This window comes from Micromonospora sp. LOL_025 (genome assembly GCF_048060285.1).
Lineage (GTDB): Bacteria > Actinomycetota > Actinomycetes > Mycobacteriales > Micromonosporaceae > Micromonospora.
Genome location: NZ_JBHMIR010000012.1, coordinates 126,231 through 144,176, shown reverse-complemented (window position 1 = coordinate 144,176; position 17,946 = coordinate 126,231). Strand labels below are relative to the sequence as shown.

The 17,946-nt window shown below is 74.8% G+C and carries 16 protein-coding genes; 8 read left to right on the top strand and 8 right to left on the bottom strand.

The annotated features are described in order from the left end of the window. Window positions 1–21: 21 nt before the first annotated feature. From ACFHW0_RS17590 to ACFHW0_RS17570, 5 genes are all read right to left on the bottom strand, one after another. Window positions 22–984: a DUF1702 family protein gene (locus ACFHW0_RS17590; RefSeq protein ID WP_416608959.1), complete on the bottom strand. Its 963-nt coding sequence runs from the start codon at window positions 982–984 to the stop codon at window positions 22–24. A gap of 181 nt (window positions 985–1,165) precedes the next feature. Continuing rightward, window positions 1,166–2,161, bottom strand: a complete 996-nt coding sequence (locus ACFHW0_RS17585; RefSeq protein ID WP_416608936.1) for a DUF1702 family protein — start codon at window positions 2,159–2,161, stop codon at window positions 1,166–1,168. A gap of 142 nt (window positions 2,162–2,303) precedes the next feature. After that, on the bottom strand, window positions 2,304–2,903 hold the full coding sequence (locus ACFHW0_RS17580; RefSeq protein WP_416608934.1) for a copper resistance protein CopC: 600 nt from the start codon (window positions 2,901–2,903) through the stop codon (window positions 2,304–2,306). Continuing rightward, window positions 2,900–3,478: a hypothetical protein gene (locus ACFHW0_RS17575; protein WP_416608932.1), complete on the bottom strand. Its 579-nt coding sequence runs from the start codon at window positions 3,476–3,478 to the stop codon at window positions 2,900–2,902. Before ACFHW0_RS17575 ends, ACFHW0_RS17580 begins: the two co-directional genes overlap by 4 nt. A 112-nt stretch (window positions 3,479–3,590) precedes the next feature. Next, window positions 3,591–4,664 carry a carboxymuconolactone decarboxylase family protein gene (locus ACFHW0_RS17570; protein ID WP_416608930.1) on the bottom strand — a complete coding sequence of 358 codons (1,074 nt, stop codon included), beginning with the start codon at window positions 4,662–4,664 and terminating at the stop codon, window positions 3,591–3,593. Window positions 4,665–4,859: 195 nt separating this feature from the next. Between ACFHW0_RS17570 and ACFHW0_RS17565 the strand changes: the two genes are divergently transcribed. The 6 genes from ACFHW0_RS17565 (at window position 4,860) to ACFHW0_RS17540 (ending at window position 12,603) form a co-directional block, all read left to right on the top strand. Further along, entirely contained in the window at window positions 4,860–5,921 is a 1,062-nt protein-coding gene (locus ACFHW0_RS17565; RefSeq protein WP_416608928.1) for an SDR family NAD(P)-dependent oxidoreductase, read from the top strand. 539 nt (window positions 5,922–6,460) lie between these two features. After that, complete coding sequence (locus tag ACFHW0_RS17560; RefSeq protein ID WP_416608926.1) at window positions 6,461–7,030, top strand: DUF5987 family protein; 570 nt, start codon at window positions 6,461–6,463, stop codon at window positions 7,028–7,030. Continuing rightward, on the top strand, window positions 7,027–8,661 hold the full coding sequence (locus ACFHW0_RS17555) for an FAD-dependent oxidoreductase (RefSeq protein WP_416608924.1): 1,635 nt from the start codon (window positions 7,027–7,029) through the stop codon (window positions 8,659–8,661). Before ACFHW0_RS17560 ends, ACFHW0_RS17555 begins: the two co-directional genes overlap by 4 nt. Before the next feature lie 100 nt (window positions 8,662–8,761). Beyond that, window positions 8,762–9,856, top strand: coding sequence for a hypothetical protein (locus tag ACFHW0_RS17550; RefSeq protein WP_416608957.1), 1,095 nt, complete (start codon window positions 8,762–8,764; stop codon window positions 9,854–9,856). Continuing rightward, on the top strand, window positions 9,840–11,645 hold the full coding sequence (locus ACFHW0_RS17545; RefSeq protein WP_416608922.1) for a DHA2 family efflux MFS transporter permease subunit: 1,806 nt from the start codon (window positions 9,840–9,842) through the stop codon (window positions 11,643–11,645). The genes ACFHW0_RS17550 and ACFHW0_RS17545 overlap by 17 nt, the downstream gene beginning before the upstream one ends. Window positions 11,646–11,808: 163 nt before the next feature. Next, a complete protein-coding gene (locus tag ACFHW0_RS17540; protein ID WP_416608921.1) occupies window positions 11,809–12,603 on the top strand; it encodes a TIGR03084 family metal-binding protein in 795 nt (264 codons plus the stop codon). A 416-nt stretch (window positions 12,604–13,019) separates the two neighbouring features. Here the strand turns inward: ACFHW0_RS17540 and ACFHW0_RS17535 are convergent, their stop codons facing one another. The 3 genes from ACFHW0_RS17535 to ACFHW0_RS17525 form a co-directional block, all read right to left on the bottom strand. After that, on the bottom strand, window positions 13,020–13,475 hold the full coding sequence (locus tag ACFHW0_RS17535) for an SgcJ/EcaC family oxidoreductase (protein ID WP_416608919.1): 456 nt from the start codon (window positions 13,473–13,475) through the stop codon (window positions 13,020–13,022). Window positions 13,476–13,606: 131 nt separating this feature from the next. After that, a complete protein-coding gene (locus ACFHW0_RS17530; RefSeq protein WP_416608917.1) occupies window positions 13,607–15,199 on the bottom strand; it encodes a GMC family oxidoreductase in 1,593 nt (530 codons plus the stop codon). Between the two features lie 106 nt (window positions 15,200–15,305). Then, on the bottom strand, window positions 15,306–16,487 hold the full coding sequence (locus tag ACFHW0_RS17525; RefSeq protein ID WP_416608915.1) for an acyl-CoA dehydrogenase family protein: 1,182 nt from the start codon (window positions 16,485–16,487) through the stop codon (window positions 15,306–15,308). 449 nt (window positions 16,488–16,936) lie between these two features. Between ACFHW0_RS17525 and ACFHW0_RS17520 the strand changes: the two genes are divergently transcribed. Next, complete coding sequence (locus tag ACFHW0_RS17520) at window positions 16,937–17,404, top strand: SgcJ/EcaC family oxidoreductase (RefSeq protein WP_416608914.1); 468 nt, start codon at window positions 16,937–16,939, stop codon at window positions 17,402–17,404. A gap of 36 nt (window positions 17,405–17,440) precedes the next feature. Next, window positions 17,441–17,926: an SgcJ/EcaC family oxidoreductase gene (locus tag ACFHW0_RS17515; protein ID WP_327028756.1), complete on the top strand. Its 486-nt coding sequence runs from the start codon at window positions 17,441–17,443 to the stop codon at window positions 17,924–17,926. Window positions 17,927–17,946: the final 20 nt, after the last annotated feature.

The window sequence follows — 17,946 nt, the reverse complement described above, 5'->3', positions numbered from 1 at the left end:
CCGGTGGGTGGGGCGCCACGATCAGCACCGCCCCTCGAACTCCGCGGCGATGGCCTGGCGCCACCGCTCGTAGGCGGGCGTGCCGCCGTCCTGCCCGCGGGGCAGGGTCACGTCGGTCACCTTCGACGCCTCGGCGGTGGACATGCCGCAGAACACCTGCGTGGCGATCTCGTTGTGCGGGACGACCAGGCCGGCGCGCACCCGGGCCCCGGCCGCGAAGGCGCTGCCCTGGGCGAGGTCCACGCGGTAGTCGCCGGCACGGTCGCGGAACCGGTGCAGGTCCGCCTCGGTGGCTCCCCCGGCGTAGGTGGCGGCGAGGCCGGCACCGGCGTACAGGTCGGCCCGCCGGTGGGCGGGGAACGCGGCGAAGATCTCCGTGACCCGGTCCACGTCGGTGCCGCCCACGAACCAGGTGGCCCGCCCGATGCCCTGGTCGATGACCCGGTCGGCGTACTCGCGCGGGCCCTCGGCCGGCCACGGGAAGCGCGGGTGGCGGTACTGCCCGTACACGTACCGGTCGGTGTGGAAGTACGCCTGGTGGAAGCCGTAGCCGTCGAGCACCAGCCACCGCAGCAGCGGGTCCGGGGCGTACAGCTGGCCCCAGCGGACCCGGGGCACCCGGGCCATCGCCCAGCCCACGCCGACGTACACCATGTAGACGTGCGCGTCGCCCCGGCCGGCGAGCAGGCCCGCCACGTGCCGGGGGCGGCCCGGCCGCAGCGCGTCCCGGACGGCGAAGCCCATCCCGGCGCCCTCGTACGCGAAGCCGCGAAAACGCGACGGCACCGTTTCCAGACGGCGTTCGGCCGCCGCGGTCGTCGGCGCCTCGGCGGCGTATCCGTAACCGGCGAGGAATGAGGCGCCGACGGTTTCGAGCAGTGCCTTCGATTCCTCGTTCTTCACGTGGAATCCGCGCACGTCCATTTTCGTCTCGGAGATATTTGGCGTCAGGATTCTGCGCCGCAGATCACGCAGGCTCTGCATCGCACGTTCCCCCAAAGGGTCGGTGTTTCCGTTTACCGGGATGACATCCAATTCGATGATGGCAAGCGCGAGAAGGATTGATTTCTTCAACCTTGCGCACTCGTCGCAACTATCAGGAACATTCACGTTCCGCTGACGCGCGGCGGCACGGCGAGCGCCCGGGGGACGACGCGGGCGGTGCTCAGCGGCCGTGACCGATGCCGGCCGGCTCGAAGTGCGCGCGGACGTTGCGCCGCCAGATCTCGTACGCGGGCAGCCGTCCGGCCGGCTCCGCGCTGACCGCGACGTCGTCGGCGAGAGCGGCGGCGGCGGCCACGGACCGTCCGCCGAGCGCGTGCATGGCCGCCTCGCTGTGCGCCGGCACGTGCCCGGCGTGGCTGCGGGCCTTGGCGGCGAAGACCGCGCCCTGGGCCAGGTCCGGCGCGCACGGGCCGGCGTCGGCGCGCAGCGCGTCGAGCGCCTCGGCGTCGGCGCCCCCGGCGAAGGTGGCGGCGAGCCCCACCCCGCTCCACAGGTCGCCGTGCCGGTCGGCGGCGAAGGCCCGCACGGCCCCGGCCACGTCGGCGGTGCGGGCGCCGTGGATGAACCACAGCGCCCGTCCGAGGCCCTGGTCGGTGGCCCGGAGGAAGTAGTCCCCGTGACCCTGCCACGGGTACGTCGCCAGCCGCTCCTGCCGGGTCACCCACCGGTCGAGGTCGAAGTAGGCGCGGTCGAACCCGTAGCCGTCCACGGCCAGCCAGGTCATCGTCGGGTGGTACGGGGAGCCCGTCAGGTCCGGGACGACGTGCCGCCAGAGGGGTCGCGGCAGGCGTGCCATCGCGAACCCGATGCCGATGTAGGCGAGGAAGAGGTGCGGCGCGCCGGGGCCCCGCAGCAGGTCGCGGGTGCGGGTGCCGCGCCGGGGCCCCATCACGTCGAGGATGGTGCAGGCCATCGTGGCGCCCTCGTAGGCGAAGCCGAGCAGTTCCCGGTCGACGAGCGCGAGCCGGCGCTCCAGCTCCCACGGGTCGCGGGTGTCGATGCCCCACTCGAATCCGCAGACCACCGACTGCGGAACCGCCTCCAGTCGGCGGGTGACCTCCGTGGCGGGGCCGGGGAAGCCCCGACGGGCGAAGGTCACCTCCGCGAGCGTCGGCGCCATCAGCAGTCGACGCACGGAGCCCAGTACCGTCGGCATGGCAGATCCCCCTGTCGGTACGACGACGCCGGCCCCGGCCGGCGGGTGACTTCATCGTCACCTCGCGCCGGTCGGGGCCGCCTCTTCTGCTGTGCGCTCATCCGCCCCACGGGCGGCCCCGCGGGGCCGCCCGTGGGGCGGGTCACGGACCTGCGACGGGTCCCCTCGTCCGCTGCGGCCGGAGGAACATCAGCAGCAGGGCCACCGCGACGAGGCCCAGGTCGAGCAGCAGGAGCACGCCGTTGATGCCGTCGATCCGGGCGTGGTCGTGGCCGGCGGTCACGTCCCCGACCGGCGCGGCGACGGGCCCGGCCGGGACGGCGCCGGGGGTCACGGTGAAGCCGGCCAGGCCGGAGACCTCCCGGTTGTCGGGCAACAGGGCGCGGTAGGCGACGCGGTAGGCGCCCGGCCCGGCGTCGCGCACCCGCACGGCCAGGCGGCCGTCGCGGAAGGCCGGCCTCCCGGTCGAGACGGTCGCCCCGGTCGGTCCGGTGACCGCCAGGTGCGGGTTCTCGGTCGACTCGGCGCCGCCGAGCGTGAGCGACACCTCGGCGGGCGCGGCAGCGACGACCGACCCGTCGCCCGGGTTCAGCATCATCCTGCGGCTGGCGGCCGGGGTGCCGAAGGCCAGCAGCGCCACGATCGACAGCACGACGCCCACCGCGACGACGACGGCCGCCCGCCGCACCGCCCCGGCAGACGTGGGCGGCGCGGGCGGACGGGCGTCGTCCACGGTGGTCATGACGGCTGCGCGGCGGCCTCGGGCTGCCGGCAGCTGCACGACATCAGCTCCGCCTCCGCCGCGGAGGGCCGCAGGTGCAGGTACATCGCGATCACCATCGGCACGAAGACGACCGTGTTGTAGAACAGGTGCAGCTCGACCCGGGGGATCACGACCTGGAGCAGGCTGGTGGGCACGGGGCTGTCGAACAGGTGCCGGCCGGTCTGCGCCTGCAACAGCAGCAGCAGGTGCTCGATGTGGTGCCAGAACTGGATCGCCAGGGCGGCGGTCCACCAGCTCCGGCTGCGCCCGACGAAGCCGGGGCGCAGCATCCACAGCCCGACGAGCATCACGATGGCGTAGCCGTAGTGCAGCCACTCCGAGCTGACCAGCCACGGGAACGGCATGCCGAGCACCCCGCGCGCCTCGGGCCGCGACCAGCCCAGGCCCCAGATCTGGTACGCCTGCACCAGGTGCTCGGCCCAGTGCGCCAGCACGATCACGAGAAAGGCGTTCAGGGCCGCCCGATGGTGCGCGCCGTTGAGTGCCGCCCACCGCCCGGACGCTCCGGGCAGGGTCGCCTGGTAGCTCGTCACGTTTCCTCCTTGGAAGGGTCACGGGCGCGAGAACACCACGCCCCTCACCCAGCGTGTCGGCTCGGACACGCCGACGCGTCTCCAATGTTGCGCAGATCGTGTCGGGACCACGTCAGACCGGCTCGGGCGAGCCGGCGGGGGCGTACCAGGTGCCGACCCGGCGGGCCGCCGCGAAGCTGGCCCAGGCGACCGCGTCGACCAGGGCCGCGTCGCCTGGCCGGTGGCGGCGGAACTCCGTGACCACCTCCTCGTCGACCTGGTAGGAGGCGAACGCGGTCAGCAGGGCCAGGCGGCCGGCGGCCCGCTCCGCCTCGGGCAGCGGCGCGATCAGCCGCTCGCACCACTGTCGACTCAGGCCGGTCTCCTCCCCGCGCCAGGCGTCGAGGCGTTCCGCGACCAGCTCCCGGACCGCCGGCGGGACCGCCCGCTCGCCGGCCGCCTCGAACGCCGCGTAGGCGCGGGCCATCGCCCCGGCCACGTGCGGGCTGCCCGCCGCCCAGGCGGCCTCCGCCGGCAGCGGCGCCGACGGCAGCAGCTCCACCGAGCGGCCCGGCTCCCGGGCGTCGCGCAGCGTCCCCTGCAACACCCAGCCGATGCCCCGCTTCAGGCGCCGGCGCGCCCGCGGCGTCAGCCCCGGCGGGAGCAGGAAGTTGGAGAGGAACACGTTGACCACGCGGGCGATGTAGTGGAAGCCCACCACCACGCCGACCAGCTCCGGACGGTCCCGCTCCGGAAACGGCAGGACCGGCCGCGAGGTCTGCGGCTGGTGCGCCGTACGACCCCATTCCGCCGCCACGCGGATGCGCCGGTCGGCGATCTCGGTGAGCCGGTCGGCCACGATCGCCTCCGCGTCGTGCTCCGTGGAGAGCTCGTAGAGCCCGACGCTGTGCATGTCCACGCAGTACGGGCAGATGTTCGCCACGGACACGGCGGCGGCCACCGCCTCCTTGGTCGCCCGGTCCACGTTCTCCGTCGGCAGCAGCGGCTCCCGCATCACCATCCAGTACGCCGCCAGCACCTCCGGCGACGGGGAGTGCAGCTGCGCCGGCGGCACCACCAGTTGCATCTCCTGCGCGACCTGGCGGTAGACGGCGTCCACCAGGCCCCGTGCGGACCCCTGCGGCACCGGCGTGACGTAGTTGACCTGGCGCTGGACCACCGACGAGGCCACCCGACGAGCGATCATGATCTGCCTCCTGCTCTGCGCCGCCCCGCCGGGCGGTCACGACGACGGCTCCCACGACTGCGGCAATGCCAGTATTGGGAGTCCGGGGGCGCAGGCAACGCCATCGACGCCGGTTGAGCACCCTGGGAGAAGGAGGGCCCGGCGGCGCCCGCCCATGATGGGCGACGACCCAGTCCCCCACCCGCGGGAGTCGCGATGCTGGTCCTGGTAACCGGTGGCACCGGATTCATCGGCTCGCACTCGACGGCGGCCGTCCTCGACGCCGGGCACCGGGTCCGGCTGCTCGTGCGCGACCCGGCCCGCGCCCGCCGGGTGCTGACGGCGCTGGGCGCCGACGCCGGGCGCGTGGAGCTGGTCACCGGCGACGTCACCGACCCCGCCGACGTGGCCCTGGCCGCCGACGGCTGCGCCGCCGCGCTGCACGCCGCCGGCGTGTACAGCTTCGACTCGCGGGACCGGGCGCGGATGCGGGCGGTCAACCTCCGCGGCACCGAGTTGGTGCTCGGGGCGGCGCGGGCGGCGGGCCTCGACCCGATCGTGCACGTCTCCACCTTCGGCGCGCTGCTGCCGGCCGCGGGGCCGACGCTGACCGTCGACTCGCCGGTCGGCGCGCCCCGCGAGGCGTACCTGAGCAGCAAGGCCGCCGCCGAGCACGTCGCGCGCCGGCACCAGGACGACGGGGCGCCGGTGGTGATCACCTACCCGCTGGCCTCGCTCGGACCCGGCGACCCGCACCTGGGCGACCAGACGACCCGGGTGCGCAACGTGCTGCGCGGGTTGATGCCGCTGTGGCCGACCGGCGGCTTCCCCGTCGGCGACGTGCGGGACGTCGCCCGGCTGCACGCGGCGGTGCTCGAACCGGGGCGCGGTCCCCGCCGCTTCCCGGCCCCCGGCCGGTACGTCACGACCCGGGAGTTCGTCGACGCGTTGCGTCGGGTCACCGGGCGGGCCCTGCCCACCCTCCGGCTGCCGGCCCCGGCCCTGCTGCCGATGGGCCATCTGGTCAGCGCGGCGCAGCGGCTCTCGCCCGTGCACCTGCCCGCCGAGCACGGCGCCATCTACCTGTGCGCCACGGCCCGCCCGATGGACGGTACGCCCACCGAGGAGCTGCTCGGGCCGGCGAGCCGGTCGCTGGACGAGACCCTGGCCGACACCGTGCGCTGGCTGCACCGGACCGGGCGGCTGAGCCGCCGGCAGGCCGGTCTCGCCGCGCTCCCGGCGACCGTCGCGTCGCGCCGCGCCGCCGAACCGGCCTGACCCCCGCCCGGCCCGACCCCCACCCCGGCCGGCCCCTGACACGTCCGGACCGCCGCCCCGACTGCGCGGGCCGGACCGCCGGACCGGGCCGCCGGGACGAGCCGGACCGCCGGGACGAGCCGCAGCTCCGGCGCATCGGGCCCGCCCGTGGGTCCGGCCCCGCCGTGCGCCGCGGCCGGAGCGCGGTGCCCGCCGCCCGGGACGGCCCGACGCGTCCACCGCGGGTATCGGTCGCCGCCGCCCGGCGCGGAACGTGGCGCGGAAATTGCGCCCCCGCCTCCCGTGCGCGCAATTTCCGCGCCAATCGCCCCGGCCGTCGGAGATCGGCCTCAGCAAAACAGAAGATGCGTCCCACCTGCGTCGGTAGCCACGATGATGCAGAACTTCGCGCACCGTCCACACCGCACGGAGAGCATTCCGCGCGACCACCATTTCATCCCTTGTCTCCGTCGCCCTAGCGGGCGGTGGTCAAGGCTGCCCGAAAAACGTCATGGCGGGACCGGTAACCGACGCGCCCGCCCCAGAAGGAGGTAGCCGCCGTGCAACCGGAAACACCCGAGGAGCAGCAGGCACGCGTGCTGACGCTGGAAGCGTTCGCCGACACCATCGTCCCCGGGGCGAAGCGGTCCGCCGACGACCGGGCGATCGCCGGCGTCTCGGCCGACGGCGGCGCCGTCGAGAGCGGGGCGCTGGCCCTGATGGAGGACCCGGCCGGCGGGTTGGCGCTGATGCTGGGGACGCTCAGTGAGGCGCTCAACGCGCACGCGACCGGGTACGCCGAGGCGAACGGCCTGACCCTCGACCCGGCGGTGCCGCCCTTCGTCGCGCTCGCGTTCGACCACCGCACCGCGCTGCTGAGCCACCTGCTCGCCCCGGACAACCCGGAGAAGGAGATGTGGGTGGGGCTCGCGCTGTTCAGCAACATGGCCTACGACAGCGCCGCGCACATGAACACCGTCGACGCCCTCGCCGCCGGGCACCCGGGGCTGCTGGCGATCGGCATCACCAAGCCCGACGCCGACGGGCTGTGGCGGTTCCCCGAGTACTCCTACGGACGCCCGCTGTCACGACTGCACCCACACACCACCCCCACAGGGAGCCCGGCATGACCAGTAGCGCAAGCACCGACGTCGTGGTGATCGGCAGCGGCTTCGGCGGCGCGATCCCGGCCTACCACCTGGCCGCGGGCGGGGCCCGGGTGGTGGTCCTGGAGCGCGGACCGTGGCTGTCCAGCGAGGAGTTCGACCACGACTTCAAGCTCGGCTCGTCGTACACCCGGATCTTCGACTTCACCGTCGGCGACGGGATGAGCGTGCTCGGCGGCAACTGCGTCGGCGGCGGCAGCGTCGTCTACTTCGCCACCATGCCGCGCGCGCCGCAGTTCGTCTTCGAGCGGCAGGGCAGCATCGGCCGCCGGATGTGGCCGGCGGCCATCACCCGCGCCACGCTCGACCCCTGGTACGACCGGGTCTGCGAGTCGCTGCCGGTGACGATGCAGAGCTGGGACAAGGTGCCGTACGCCGGCGGCCTGTTCGCGGCGGCCTGCGCGCACGCCGGGCGCACGGCCAACCCGGTGCCGTCGGCCGTGGACGTCGACAAGTGCACCAACTGCAACTGGATGATGGCGGGGTGCCGCTTCGACGCGAAGCGCTCCCTGCTGCTCAACTACCTGCCGGCCGCCCTGGCGCACGGCGCCGAGATCCGGCCGTTGCACGAGGTGCAGCACCTCTCCCGCACCGAGGACGGCGGGTACCGGGTGCACTACCGCATCGTCGACGCGGAGGACTACCGGATCCTGCACGACAGCGGGACGATCGACGCCAAGATCGTCATCGTGGCGGCCGGGGCCGGGGCCACCCCGGTGATCCTGCAACGCTCGGAGCCCACCCTGGGCACGATGCCCCCCGCCGTCGGCCGGTACTTCTCCGGCAACGGCGAGCGGCTCAACACGGCCGTCTTCGACGACGACCGGGTCCGGGAGGTGCTCGGGCTCAGCCGCCCCAACGGAAAGGGCTACGACGCCAACCAGATCGGCCGCGGGCCCACGGTGGCGACCTGGGACCGGCTCGACCCGGACCTGCCCGAGTACGAGCGGTACTCGCTGGAGCAGCTCTTCTTCCCGCTGGGACTGGGCACGATCCTCGCCCAGGTGCCCGACGCGCAGGGTCCGAGCTGGTTCGGCCTGGCCAAGAAGGACATGCTGCGCCGCTGGCAGTCGTGGCTGACGCTCTTCACGATGTCGGAGGACGACAACGAGGGCGTCTTCGGGCCGCCGCCGGCGACCGGCAACGCCGACCGCATCTCCCAGCAGATGCTCGGCCGGGGGCCGCTGAGGTACCGGCCCACCGCCAACACCCTGCGGGGCTGGGCCGCCGCCGACGCGGACGCCCGGGACATCCTGGAGCGTGACGGGCTGGCCCGGGTGATGCCGTGGACCAACGACGTGGTCGGCGCGTACACGGTGCACCCGCTGTCGTCCTGCCGGATCGGCGACGACCCGGCGACGTCGGCCCTCGACGACCGGCACGAGCTGCGGCAGCACCCCGGCATCTTCGTCACCGACGGCTCGGCGGTGCCGGGCGCGCTCACCGTCAACCCGGCCCTCACCATCGCCGCGCTCGCCGAACGGGCCGTGCCCGGCATCGTCCGCGCGGCGCAGGAGCGCGGCGTACCGGTCACCTACCACGGCTCGCTGCCCGACGGGACGGTCACCGCGGTGCCCCAGGTCGTGCCCAGCTAGGACCACGGCGGGCCGGGGGAGCACCCGCCCCCGGCCCCGGTCCACCCGACCAGGAAGGAGACCGATGGGCAGGCGACTGGCTCGGGTCACGAGCCGCACCATGCTGACCCACGTCCGACACGTGACGCCGGTCGCCCCGGAGGCCGCCGACGGGCCCGTCGCGCGGGTCTACCGGCAGATGGCCGACGACTTCGGCGTCCTCGCGCCCCCGGTGCTGCTGCACTCCCCCGCCCCCGACGTGCTGCGAGCCTGCTGGCTGATGCTGCGCGAGACGCTGCTCGCCGAGGGGCTGGTGGGTCGCGAGGCGAAGGAGGTGGTCGCCGCCGCCGTCTCCGAGAGCAACCGGTGCCCGTACTGCGTGGAGGTGCACGGCGCCACGGCGGCCGGGCTGCTGGGCGACCCGGGCGGGTGGCTGGGCGCCGGGATCGGCGGGATCGGCGACCCCCGGCTACGGGCCCTGGCCGAGTGGGCCCGGCACAGCGGGGACGGCAGCACGGCGCGCCGCCGTCCCCCGCCGTTCCCCGCCGCGCACGGGCCGGAACTGATCGGCGTGGCGGTGGCCTTCCACTACCTCAACCGGATGGTGAGCGTCTTCGTCCAGGACTCCCCGTTGCCGCCGGCGCCGGCCGGGATCCGCGCCGGGGTCCGGCGGACGGCCGCCCGCATCATGGGGGCGCTGGCGCGCACCGGACGGCCGCCCGGCCGTTCCCTGGAGCTGCTGCCGCCCGCGCCGCCGGAGGCCGACCTGGCCTGGGCCGTCGGCCAGCCGCACGTGGCCGCCGCCTTCGCCCGGGCCGGCCAGGCGGTCCACCACGCCGGGCGGGCCGCCCTGCCGGAGCACGTCCGGCGGCGGATCCTGGCCTGCCTGGCCGACCCGCCGCCGCCGGAGCCGGGCGGCGGCCGGTGGTTCGACGCCGCCGTCGCCGAACTGGCGCCGGCCGAGCGACCCGTCGCCCGGCTGGCGCTGCTGACCGCGCTCGCGCCGTACCGGGTGACCGACGCCGACGTCGCCGCCTGCCGCGACGGCGGCGCCGACGACGCCACGCTGGTCACGGTCACGGCCTGGGCGAGCCTCGCCACGGCCCGCCGGATCGGCGCGGCCCTGCACGGGGACGGCCTCCGGCCCGCCCCGCTCGGCGTACCCGGCGCCGACGCCGCCGTCGAGCAGGAGGCGTCGCGTGCGGACGAGCCGTGACCCGGAGCGGGGCGTCGACCCGGTGACGACGCCGCCGCGACCGAGACCGGTCAACCCGTGGGCGGCCCTGCTGGTGCTGTGCCTCGGCAACTTCCTCATCCTGCTCGACACGAGCATCGTCAACACCGCCGTGCCGGACATGATGCGCTCCCTGGACACCGGGATCGACAGCATGCTCTGGGTGCTGAACGGTTACCTGCTGGCGCTGGCGTCGCTGCTGATCGTCGCCGGACGCCTCGGCGACCTGTTCGGCCCGCGTACCGTCTTCATGGCCGGCATGGCGGTGTTCGCGGTGGCCTCGGTGCTCTGCGGGGCGGCCCAGTCCCCCGGGCAGCTCATCGCCGCGCGGGTGGTGCAGGGCGTGGGCGCCGCGGCACTGCTGCCGCAGGCGCTGGTCCTCATCTCCGGCATCTTCCCGGCCGCGCGACGGGGCGCCGCCTTCGGGATCTTCACCGCCGTCGCGGGCGTGGCCGCCGTCAGCGGCCCCACCCTCGGCGGTCTCGTGATCACCCGGCTCGGCTGGGAGTGGATCTTCTACCTGAATGTGCCGCTCAGCGTGGCGGGCGTCGCCCTGGCCTGGTGGCTCGTGCCCGACCTGCGCACCCGCCGGCCGCGCCACCTCGACGTGGTCGGCGTACTCCTGGCCACCGCCGCGCTGGTGGGCCTCATGTACGCCCTCATCGAGGGCGAGCGGCACGACTGGGGCACGGTACGCGGGCCCGTGAGCATCCCGGCGATCCTGGCCGCCGCGGGGCTGTGCGGGATCGCCTTCGCGCTGCGCGAGCGCCGGCAGCGGGAGCCGCTCGTCCCGCCCGGGCTGTTCCGCCTCGGCAACTTCGGCCCGGCGACCCTGATCACGCTCGTCAGCTCCTTCGGGCTGTACGGCTTCCTGCTGGTCTTCGTGATCGAGACGCAGGCGCTGCTCGGCATGAGCCCGCTGGAGTCGGGCCTCGCCGCGCTGCCGTGGACGGTGGTGCTCAGCGCCGTCGCGCCGGTCGCCGGGCGGCTCACCGACCGGCTCGGCGGCCGGCGCCTGCTCGCGGTCGGCCTCACCGTGTACGCGCTCGGCGTGCTGGGCATGGCGCTGCTGGTCACGCCGCACTCCACGGCCGGCACCTTCGTCCTGCCGCTGATCGCCGTCGGCATCGGCATGGGGGCGTCCATCGCGCCGACCACCACCGAGGCGATGCGCCACGTCCCCGCCCAGCTGGCCGGCGCCGCCGCGGGCGTGCTCAACACCGCACGCCAGGTCGGCGGCGCGCTCGGCGCGGCCGTCGTCGGCGCCGTCCTGCAACACCGGCTCGCCGACACCCTGCCCGAGGCCGCCCGGGCGGGCGCGGCGCAGCTGCCTCCCGAGACCCGGGCGGACTTCCTGCACGGCTTCGGCGGGGCCGCCGGAGAGGGCGTCAAGCTGGGCGCCGGCCAGGCCGGCGGGTTCGTCGTGCCGCCCGGGACCCCGCCGGAGCTCGCCGACCGGTACCGCGACGTGGCCGCCGGCGCGTTCGCCGACGCGTTCCTGCCCGCCGTCCGGCCGGCCCTCGGGGTGGTGGTGGGCGTCCTGCTGCTCGGCGGCCTGTTCGCGCTGAGGCTGCGCGGGCGCCCGGCCGGCGACGAGGTGGAACCGCCGGTCGACGCCACCCCGCCGCCCGACGGCGGGCCGGGCCGCGAGGTCCCGGAGACGGTCGGGCCGGGCCGCGAGGTCCCGCCCGGCGGCGGACCGGAACGTGGACGCAGGTCGCGCTCCGCACAGTGGGAGAAGACACCCGCCACGCCACCCGCCGATGATTGAGGCGCCGGCACCGACCCGATCGGCCGGCTCCCCCGTCAACCGCCGGCCGTACGGCGCCGGCGACGTGCGCCACCGCACCGGTCGAGGTCACCCCCCGCGACGACGCCCGGGGTCCACATCGTCCGTCCGGGTCGGGGCGGCACCGCAGCGAGAGGATGAGCGCGTGGCAGAACAGGACGTGTTCGCCGCCCTTGAGGCCGAGGGCGACGAGGTCGACCGCATGGTCGCCGAGCTGGACGACGCCGGGTGGCGGACCCCCACCCCCGCCGAGGGCTGGACGGTCGCGCACCAGATCGCCCACCTGACCGCCACCTTCCGGATGGCCGGCCTGGCCGCCGCCGACCCGGACGGCTTCAAGGCCCTCATGTCGCGGATGAGCGGCGACTTCGACGCGAACGTGAACGCCGCGATGGCTCCGTACCTGGCGGAGGCGCCGGCGGCGCTGCTGGCCCGGTGGCGCGAGGAGCGGGCCTCCGCCGAGAAGGCCCTCGCCGCCGTACCGGTCGGACAGCCGGTGCCCTGGCTCGTCCGGCCGCTCCCGGCGCCGGTGCTCGCCGCGGCGGGGATGATGGAGCTGTTCGGGCACGGCCAGGACATCGCCGACGCCCTCGGCGTACGCCGCCGCCGCACCGACCGGCTCCGGCCGCTGGTCGAGTTCGCGGTCCGCACCTGGGACTTCGGCTACCTGGCACGGGGGCTGGAGGTGCCCACCAGCACGTTCCGCTTCGTCATCACCGCACCGTCGGGCGCGGTCTGGGACTTCGGGCCGCCGGACGCCGAGCAGATCGTCAACGGCACCGCCGAGGACTTCTGCCTCCTGGTGACCCGGCGCCGGCACCGCGACGACCTGTCCCTGAAGGCCATCGGCGCCGAGGCGCACCACTGGCTGGACATCGCCCAGGCGTACCGGGGGCCGGCCGGCCCGGGGCGGCGGCCGGGACAGTTCGCCACCTCCTGACGTCCCGTGCGCCCCGGCCGGACCGCCGGGGCGCACGGGCCACCCGCGACCACGGCCGAGCGCCGTGGTCGCTTCCGTGTGCGCGGCCCCCGCCACCGCCGTACCGCCACGGCCGTACCGCCGGCGGCGCCCGGCCGGGTCGGCACCAGGGCCGGGCGCGGCCGCGGGCCGGGGCCACGGTGCCGCGAGCACGCCGACCACCGGCCCCGGCGGTCCTCGTCGTGAGACGGAACGAAGGGCGGCCGGGCCGTGGGCGACGAAGGGCGGCCCGGGAACGGGACGTACGACGAACCGCCGCCGGCTGCGGGCCGGCGGCGGACGCGGGTACGACGCGGCCGGGCCCGGGAGCGGGACGCCGCCGGCCGGAGCCGGTCGTCGCCTCCCGCGCCCGGGCCCGGGTCGACGGGGTGGTCGGGTCAGCCCTTGACCGGGCTCGACTGGTAGGACAGGACCCGCCAGTCGTCGTCGACGCGGACGGTGACGAAGACGATGCGGCTGCTCCGCTCGGGGGTGACCTCGGTCTCGCCGGCCAGCAGGATGCCGCCCTCGGCGACGATCAGGGCGGAGTCCCGGTGCAGCATGCTGATCTCGACGGGCTCGAAGGTCATCCGGGCCCCCTTGTACGGGCCGGCGAACGCGTCGGTCAGCCAGGCGCGGATCTCGTCGCGGGTGGTCAGCTGGTCGTCGCCCATCAGCATGCTGCCGTTGTCGGTGAACATCTCGGCGATGGCGTCGGCGTCGTTGGCGTCCCAGTTGGCCCGCACCCGCAGCGGCGCGGTGAAGGCGTGGCCCTCCTCGCCGTTGCTGTACGGGCCGTAGTGCTTCGCCCACTGCTTGGACTGCTCGACCAGCGACGCTGCCTTGTTGGTCATGGTGTGCTCCTCTGCCGGGTGTCGGATGTGAGTGGTCGCCGGCGCTCCGGTCGCGCCGGCGCGGGTACCGCTGGGGTCACCGCCTCGGGCCACGGCCGGTCGCGTCGCCGGCCGCGGCCCCGCCCGACGCGCTACCGCGCCGGGCCCGCCGCACCGGCGGCCAGCGCCGGCTCGGTGGCCGCGGCCACCCCCTTGATCAGGTCCGCGGCCTTCTCGCCGATGGCGATGGTCGCGGCGTTCGGGTTGCCGCTGACCAGGCGGGGCATCACGGACGCGTCCGCGACCCGCAGCCCGTCGACGCCGAGGACCCGCAGCTCCGCGTCGACCACGGCGCCCATGGCGCAGGTGCCGGCCGGGTGGTAGATCGAGTGCGCGTACCGGCGGACGTAGTCCCGCAGGTCGGCGTCGGACGCCGACGCCGGCGGCCGGAACGGACGCTCCGTGTACGGCGCGAGGGCCGGCTGCCGGGCGATGTCCAGCCCGATCCGCAGCGCGGCCACCGCGTCGTCCAGGTCGGACTCCTCCGCGAAGTAGTTGTGCACGATCTTCGGCTTCGCGGTGGGATCGGCCAGGGCGAGCAGCACGCTGCCCCGGCTGCGCGGCGCCAGCATCGACGGGCCGTAGGACAGGGCGTGGTCGGTGGGCGTGCCCAGGCCGTTGTCGGCGAACATCACCGGCGCGGAGAGGAACTCCACGTCCGGCGCGGCCAGGCCGTCGGAGGTCCGGACGAAGCCGCCCGCCTCCGGGCCGTTGGAGGTCATCGGCCCCCGTCCCTCGGACATGAACTGCTCGAGATCGTCCGGGGTGCCGGCGGCGATCAGGCTGACCGGGTGCGAGTGGGCGTAGATCAACGGCACCAGGACGTGGTCCTGGAGGTTCTGCCCGACCTGCGGCTGGTCCAGCACGACCGGCACGCCGAGCGCCGTGAGCAGCGCCGCCGGCCCGATGCCGGAGAGCATGAGCAGCTGCGGCGAGTTGTACGCCCCGCCGGAGAGCACCACCTCCCGCTCGGCCCGGATCTCGATGTCCTCGCCGAGCCGCTGGCCCACCACGCCCACCGCCCGGCCGTTCTCGACCAGCACCCGGTGCACCTGGAGGTTGACCTCGACGGTCAGGTTGGGCCGGTCGGCCACGGGGTGCAGGAAGGCGGTGGCGCTGCTGGCGCGCCGGCCGTCGCGCTGGGTGAGCTGGAACAGCCCGAAGCCGTCCTGCTCGGCGCCGTTGAAGTCGTCGTTGGCGCCGAAGCCCGCCTCCTGGGCGGCGGCGACGAAGGCGGCGGACATCGGGTTGCGGGAGCGGCCGTCGGAGACCCGCAGCGGCCCGCCCGCCCCGTGGTAGGCCGACTCGCCGCGCTCGTTGTCCTCCGACCGCTTGAAGTACGGCAGCAGCTCGTCGAAGCTCCACCCGGGCTGGTTCCACCCGTCGAAGTCGGACCGGTGGCCCCGGATGTAGATCATCGTGTTGATCGAGCTGGTGCCGCCCAGCACCCGGCCGCGGGGCAGGTAGATCCGGCGACGGTGCAGGTGCGGCTCGTCGTGCGTGTCGTAGTCCCAGTCGAGCTGGGTACGGAACAGCTGGCCGAACGCCACCGGAACGTGCACGTTCTGCGCCGTGTCCGCCGGGCCGGCCTCGACGAGGCAGACCCGGACGTCGGGATCCTCGCTCAGTCGCGCGGCCAGCACGCAGCCCGCCGATCCCGCCCCGACGATTACATAGTCGTACATCCACCCCTCCTCGTCGCGTGCCCGCCCGCAGGCGTGACATCAGCGCAGCTGGTACGGATCCGGGGCGGCACCCGGCGTCGCCGGGTGCCGCCGCCCGGGCCCGGTGTCAGATGTAGAAGCTGTTCGGCTCCAGGCCGCAGAGCACCCGGCCGTAGAGCTCGAAGTTGGTCTGCGGGGTCATCAGGGCGTGCAGGTTGACCGTGTGCACGTCCCGGGCGATCCGCTGGATCGGCACCGAGCTGTAGACCGAGGAACCGCCGCTGGCCAGGGCCAGCACCTCCACCGCCTCGCGGCCCAGCTGGCAGACCGCGCCCACGTCGGCGCGGGAACGGACCCGCTCCTCGAGCGTCCACGGCTCACCCGAGCGGCCCTTGCTGTCGGTCAGGTCCGCGACCCGGTAGCCGTGGAACTCGGCCTGGTCGGCCTTCAGCGTCGCCTCGGCCACCTGGAGGTGGGTCACCGGCGCCTCGGCCTGGCTGGCGTAGTCGGTGTAGGTGATCTTCCGGCCGGGCAGCCGCTCGAAGAACGCCTCCCGGGCGGCCCTGGCCAGCCCGATCACGGTGCCGACCGAGGACGCGGCGGCGACGCCGAGCAGGGGCGCCCGGTACATCGGCGACTCGGCGTTGAGCTTCGAGGCGTACTGGCCCTGGAGCACGGCCGGCAGCGGCAGCACCCGCTCCTGCGGCACGAAGACGTCCCGGGCGACGGTGGTGACGCTGCCCGAGCCCCGCATCCCCGCGGTGTGCCAGTCGTCGACGACCTCCAGGTCCGACATGGGCACCAGCATCATGAGGGGCATCGGGGTGCCGTCCGGCGCCGCCCCCATCGCGATGATCTCCTGCCACTGGCTGTGCAGGGCACCGCTGATGAAGCCCCACTGGCCGTTGAGCAGCACGCCGCCCGGCCGGGGCTGCGCGTTGCCGGTCGGGCTCAGCGTGCCGCAGACCCGCACGTCGGGCGTGCCGAAGACCTCGTCCTGCACCTCGTCGGGGAACATCCCGACCATCCAGCCCGGGATGCACCACACCGAGGCGGTCCAGGCGACGGAGCCGTCCCCCCGGGCCAGCTGGGCCGTCACGTCGGTCAGCGTCCGGGTGTCCGACTCGTACCCCCCGTAGCGCTTCGGGATCCGCATCCGGAACAGGCCGGCGTCGGCCATCGCCTCGACCACCTCGTCGTGCATGCGGCGGTTCTCCTCGGACCAGCTCGCGTGCTTCTGCAACAGGGGCACCAGCTCCGTCGCGCGACGCACCAGTTCCGTGCCGGGCACCGTCTGGGTGACGTCCACCCTGACCTCCTCGAAAATCGTCGGTTCGGCGGTTACACCACCGCCGCGTGACCGCCGGGCGCACGGCACGGGACCGGGCCAGCGGGGGCATCCGCCCCGGTCGCGTCCGGTCCGGCCGTCCGTCACCGGCGGCGGGCGGCGCGGTCGCTCGGGGCGCGCCCCGCCTGGGGTGGCCCTGGCATCGTCTGCTCCCGCCGGAGGTCGACGCATCTCCGCAAGTGCGGTCTCGCGGGATTCGCCGCCGCCCACCCCCGTTCCGCCCCGAACGGCTGGGACCGCCGCGTGCCCCGTGCCCCCCGGTTGGCGCGGCAGCGTGCCCCGGCCGGCGCGGCAGCGCAATCAGAGAGATGCAGTCGGTGACGGGCCCCGGCAACGATTCGGGGTAGCGATCACGACCGGTACCCGGCGTCGGCGCATCCCGCCGCCCGAACCGACGAAGGAGCACCCCCATGACCACGACCACCCAGGCCAACCGACCCGACCTCGACGCCTACTACGGGCCCTTCACCAGCGAGAAGGAGAAGGAGGCCCTCGGCGTTCCGCTGCGGCTGGTCGCCGCCTGGAGCCGCAACGACGCCGCCGGCGTCGCCGACAGCTTCACCGAGGACGGCGTCCTCATCCTCCCCGGCGACGTCTACAAGAAGGGCCGCGACGAGATCTACTCGTTCATGGCCGCCGCGTACGCCGGCCCGTTCAAGGGCACCGGCGTCACCGGCAACCCCGTCGACGTGCGGTTCGTCAACGACGAGGTCGCCCTGCTGCGCACCCACGGCGGCATCCTCGCCCCCGGCGAGACCGAGATCGCCCCGGAGCTCGCCGTCCGCTCCACGTGGGTCGTCGTCAAGCGCGACGGCGAGTGGAAGCTCGCCGGCTACCAGAACAGCCCGCGCGGCGCCGGCGCGACGCTGCGCTGGTGACCGTCCATTCCCCGTGACGATCGGCAAGGAGCACCCATGACCACCAAGGCAGCGTCGCGGTGGGGCGACGCGACGGAGATCCTCGAGGCCGCCCGCGTCGCGGAGGACCACTCCTACTACCGGGAATTCGTCAGTGACGACGAAAAGGCCGTCCTGGCCGTACCGCAGCTGATCCAGGCGGCGTGGAAGGCCAACGACCCGGACTTCTTCGCCGACCTCTTCGCGGAGAACGGCAGCCTGCTCATGGGCGACGAGCAGCTGACCAGCCGCGACGAGATCCGCGCCTTCATGACCAAGGGGTTCGCGGGCCCGTACCGGGGCGCCTACGTCAAGGGCTACCCGGTGTCGGTGAACTTCCTCCACCCGGACGTCGCCATGGTGGTCACCGGCGGCGGCATCATCCTCGCCGGCGAGAGCGAGGTCGCCCCCGAGCGGCACATCCGGGCCACCTGGATCATCGTCCGCCAGGACGACGGCCGCCCGCTGCTCCTCTCGCACCAGAGCAGCCCCGTCACCGGCTGACCCCGGGGGCCGGCCCCGTC

Coding starts and splice junctions, on each gene's coding strand:
- ACFHW0_RS17580 (WP_416608934.1), bottom strand. CDS start 2,903: ATGACCACCGTGGACGACGCCCGTCCGCCCGCGCCGCCCACGTCTGCC.
- ACFHW0_RS17570 (WP_416608930.1), bottom strand. CDS start 4,664: ATGATCGCTCGTCGGGTGGCCTCGTCGGTGGTCCAGCGCCAGGTCAAC.
- ACFHW0_RS17520 (WP_416608914.1), top strand. CDS start 16,937: ATGACCACGACCACCCAGGCCAACCGACCCGACCTCGACGCCTACTAC.
- ACFHW0_RS17535 (WP_416608919.1), bottom strand. CDS start 13,475: ATGACCAACAAGGCAGCGTCGCTGGTCGAGCAGTCCAAGCAGTGGGCG.
- ACFHW0_RS17550 (WP_416608957.1), top strand. CDS start 8,762: ATGCTGACCCACGTCCGACACGTGACGCCGGTCGCCCCGGAGGCCGCC.
- ACFHW0_RS17565 (WP_416608928.1), top strand. CDS start 4,860: ATGCTGGTCCTGGTAACCGGTGGCACCGGATTCATCGGCTCGCACTCG.
- ACFHW0_RS17585 (WP_416608936.1), bottom strand. CDS start 2,161: ATGCCGACGGTACTGGGCTCCGTGCGTCGACTGCTGATGGCGCCGACG.
- ACFHW0_RS17530 (WP_416608917.1), bottom strand. CDS start 15,199: ATGTACGACTATGTAATCGTCGGGGCGGGATCGGCGGGCTGCGTGCTG.
- ACFHW0_RS17515 (WP_327028756.1), top strand. CDS start 17,441: ATGACCACCAAGGCAGCGTCGCGGTGGGGCGACGCGACGGAGATCCTC.
- ACFHW0_RS17555 (WP_416608924.1), top strand. CDS start 7,027: ATGACCAGTAGCGCAAGCACCGACGTCGTGGTGATCGGCAGCGGCTTC.
- ACFHW0_RS17590 (WP_416608959.1), bottom strand. CDS start 984: ATGCAGAGCCTGCGTGATCTGCGGCGCAGAATCCTGACGCCAAATATC.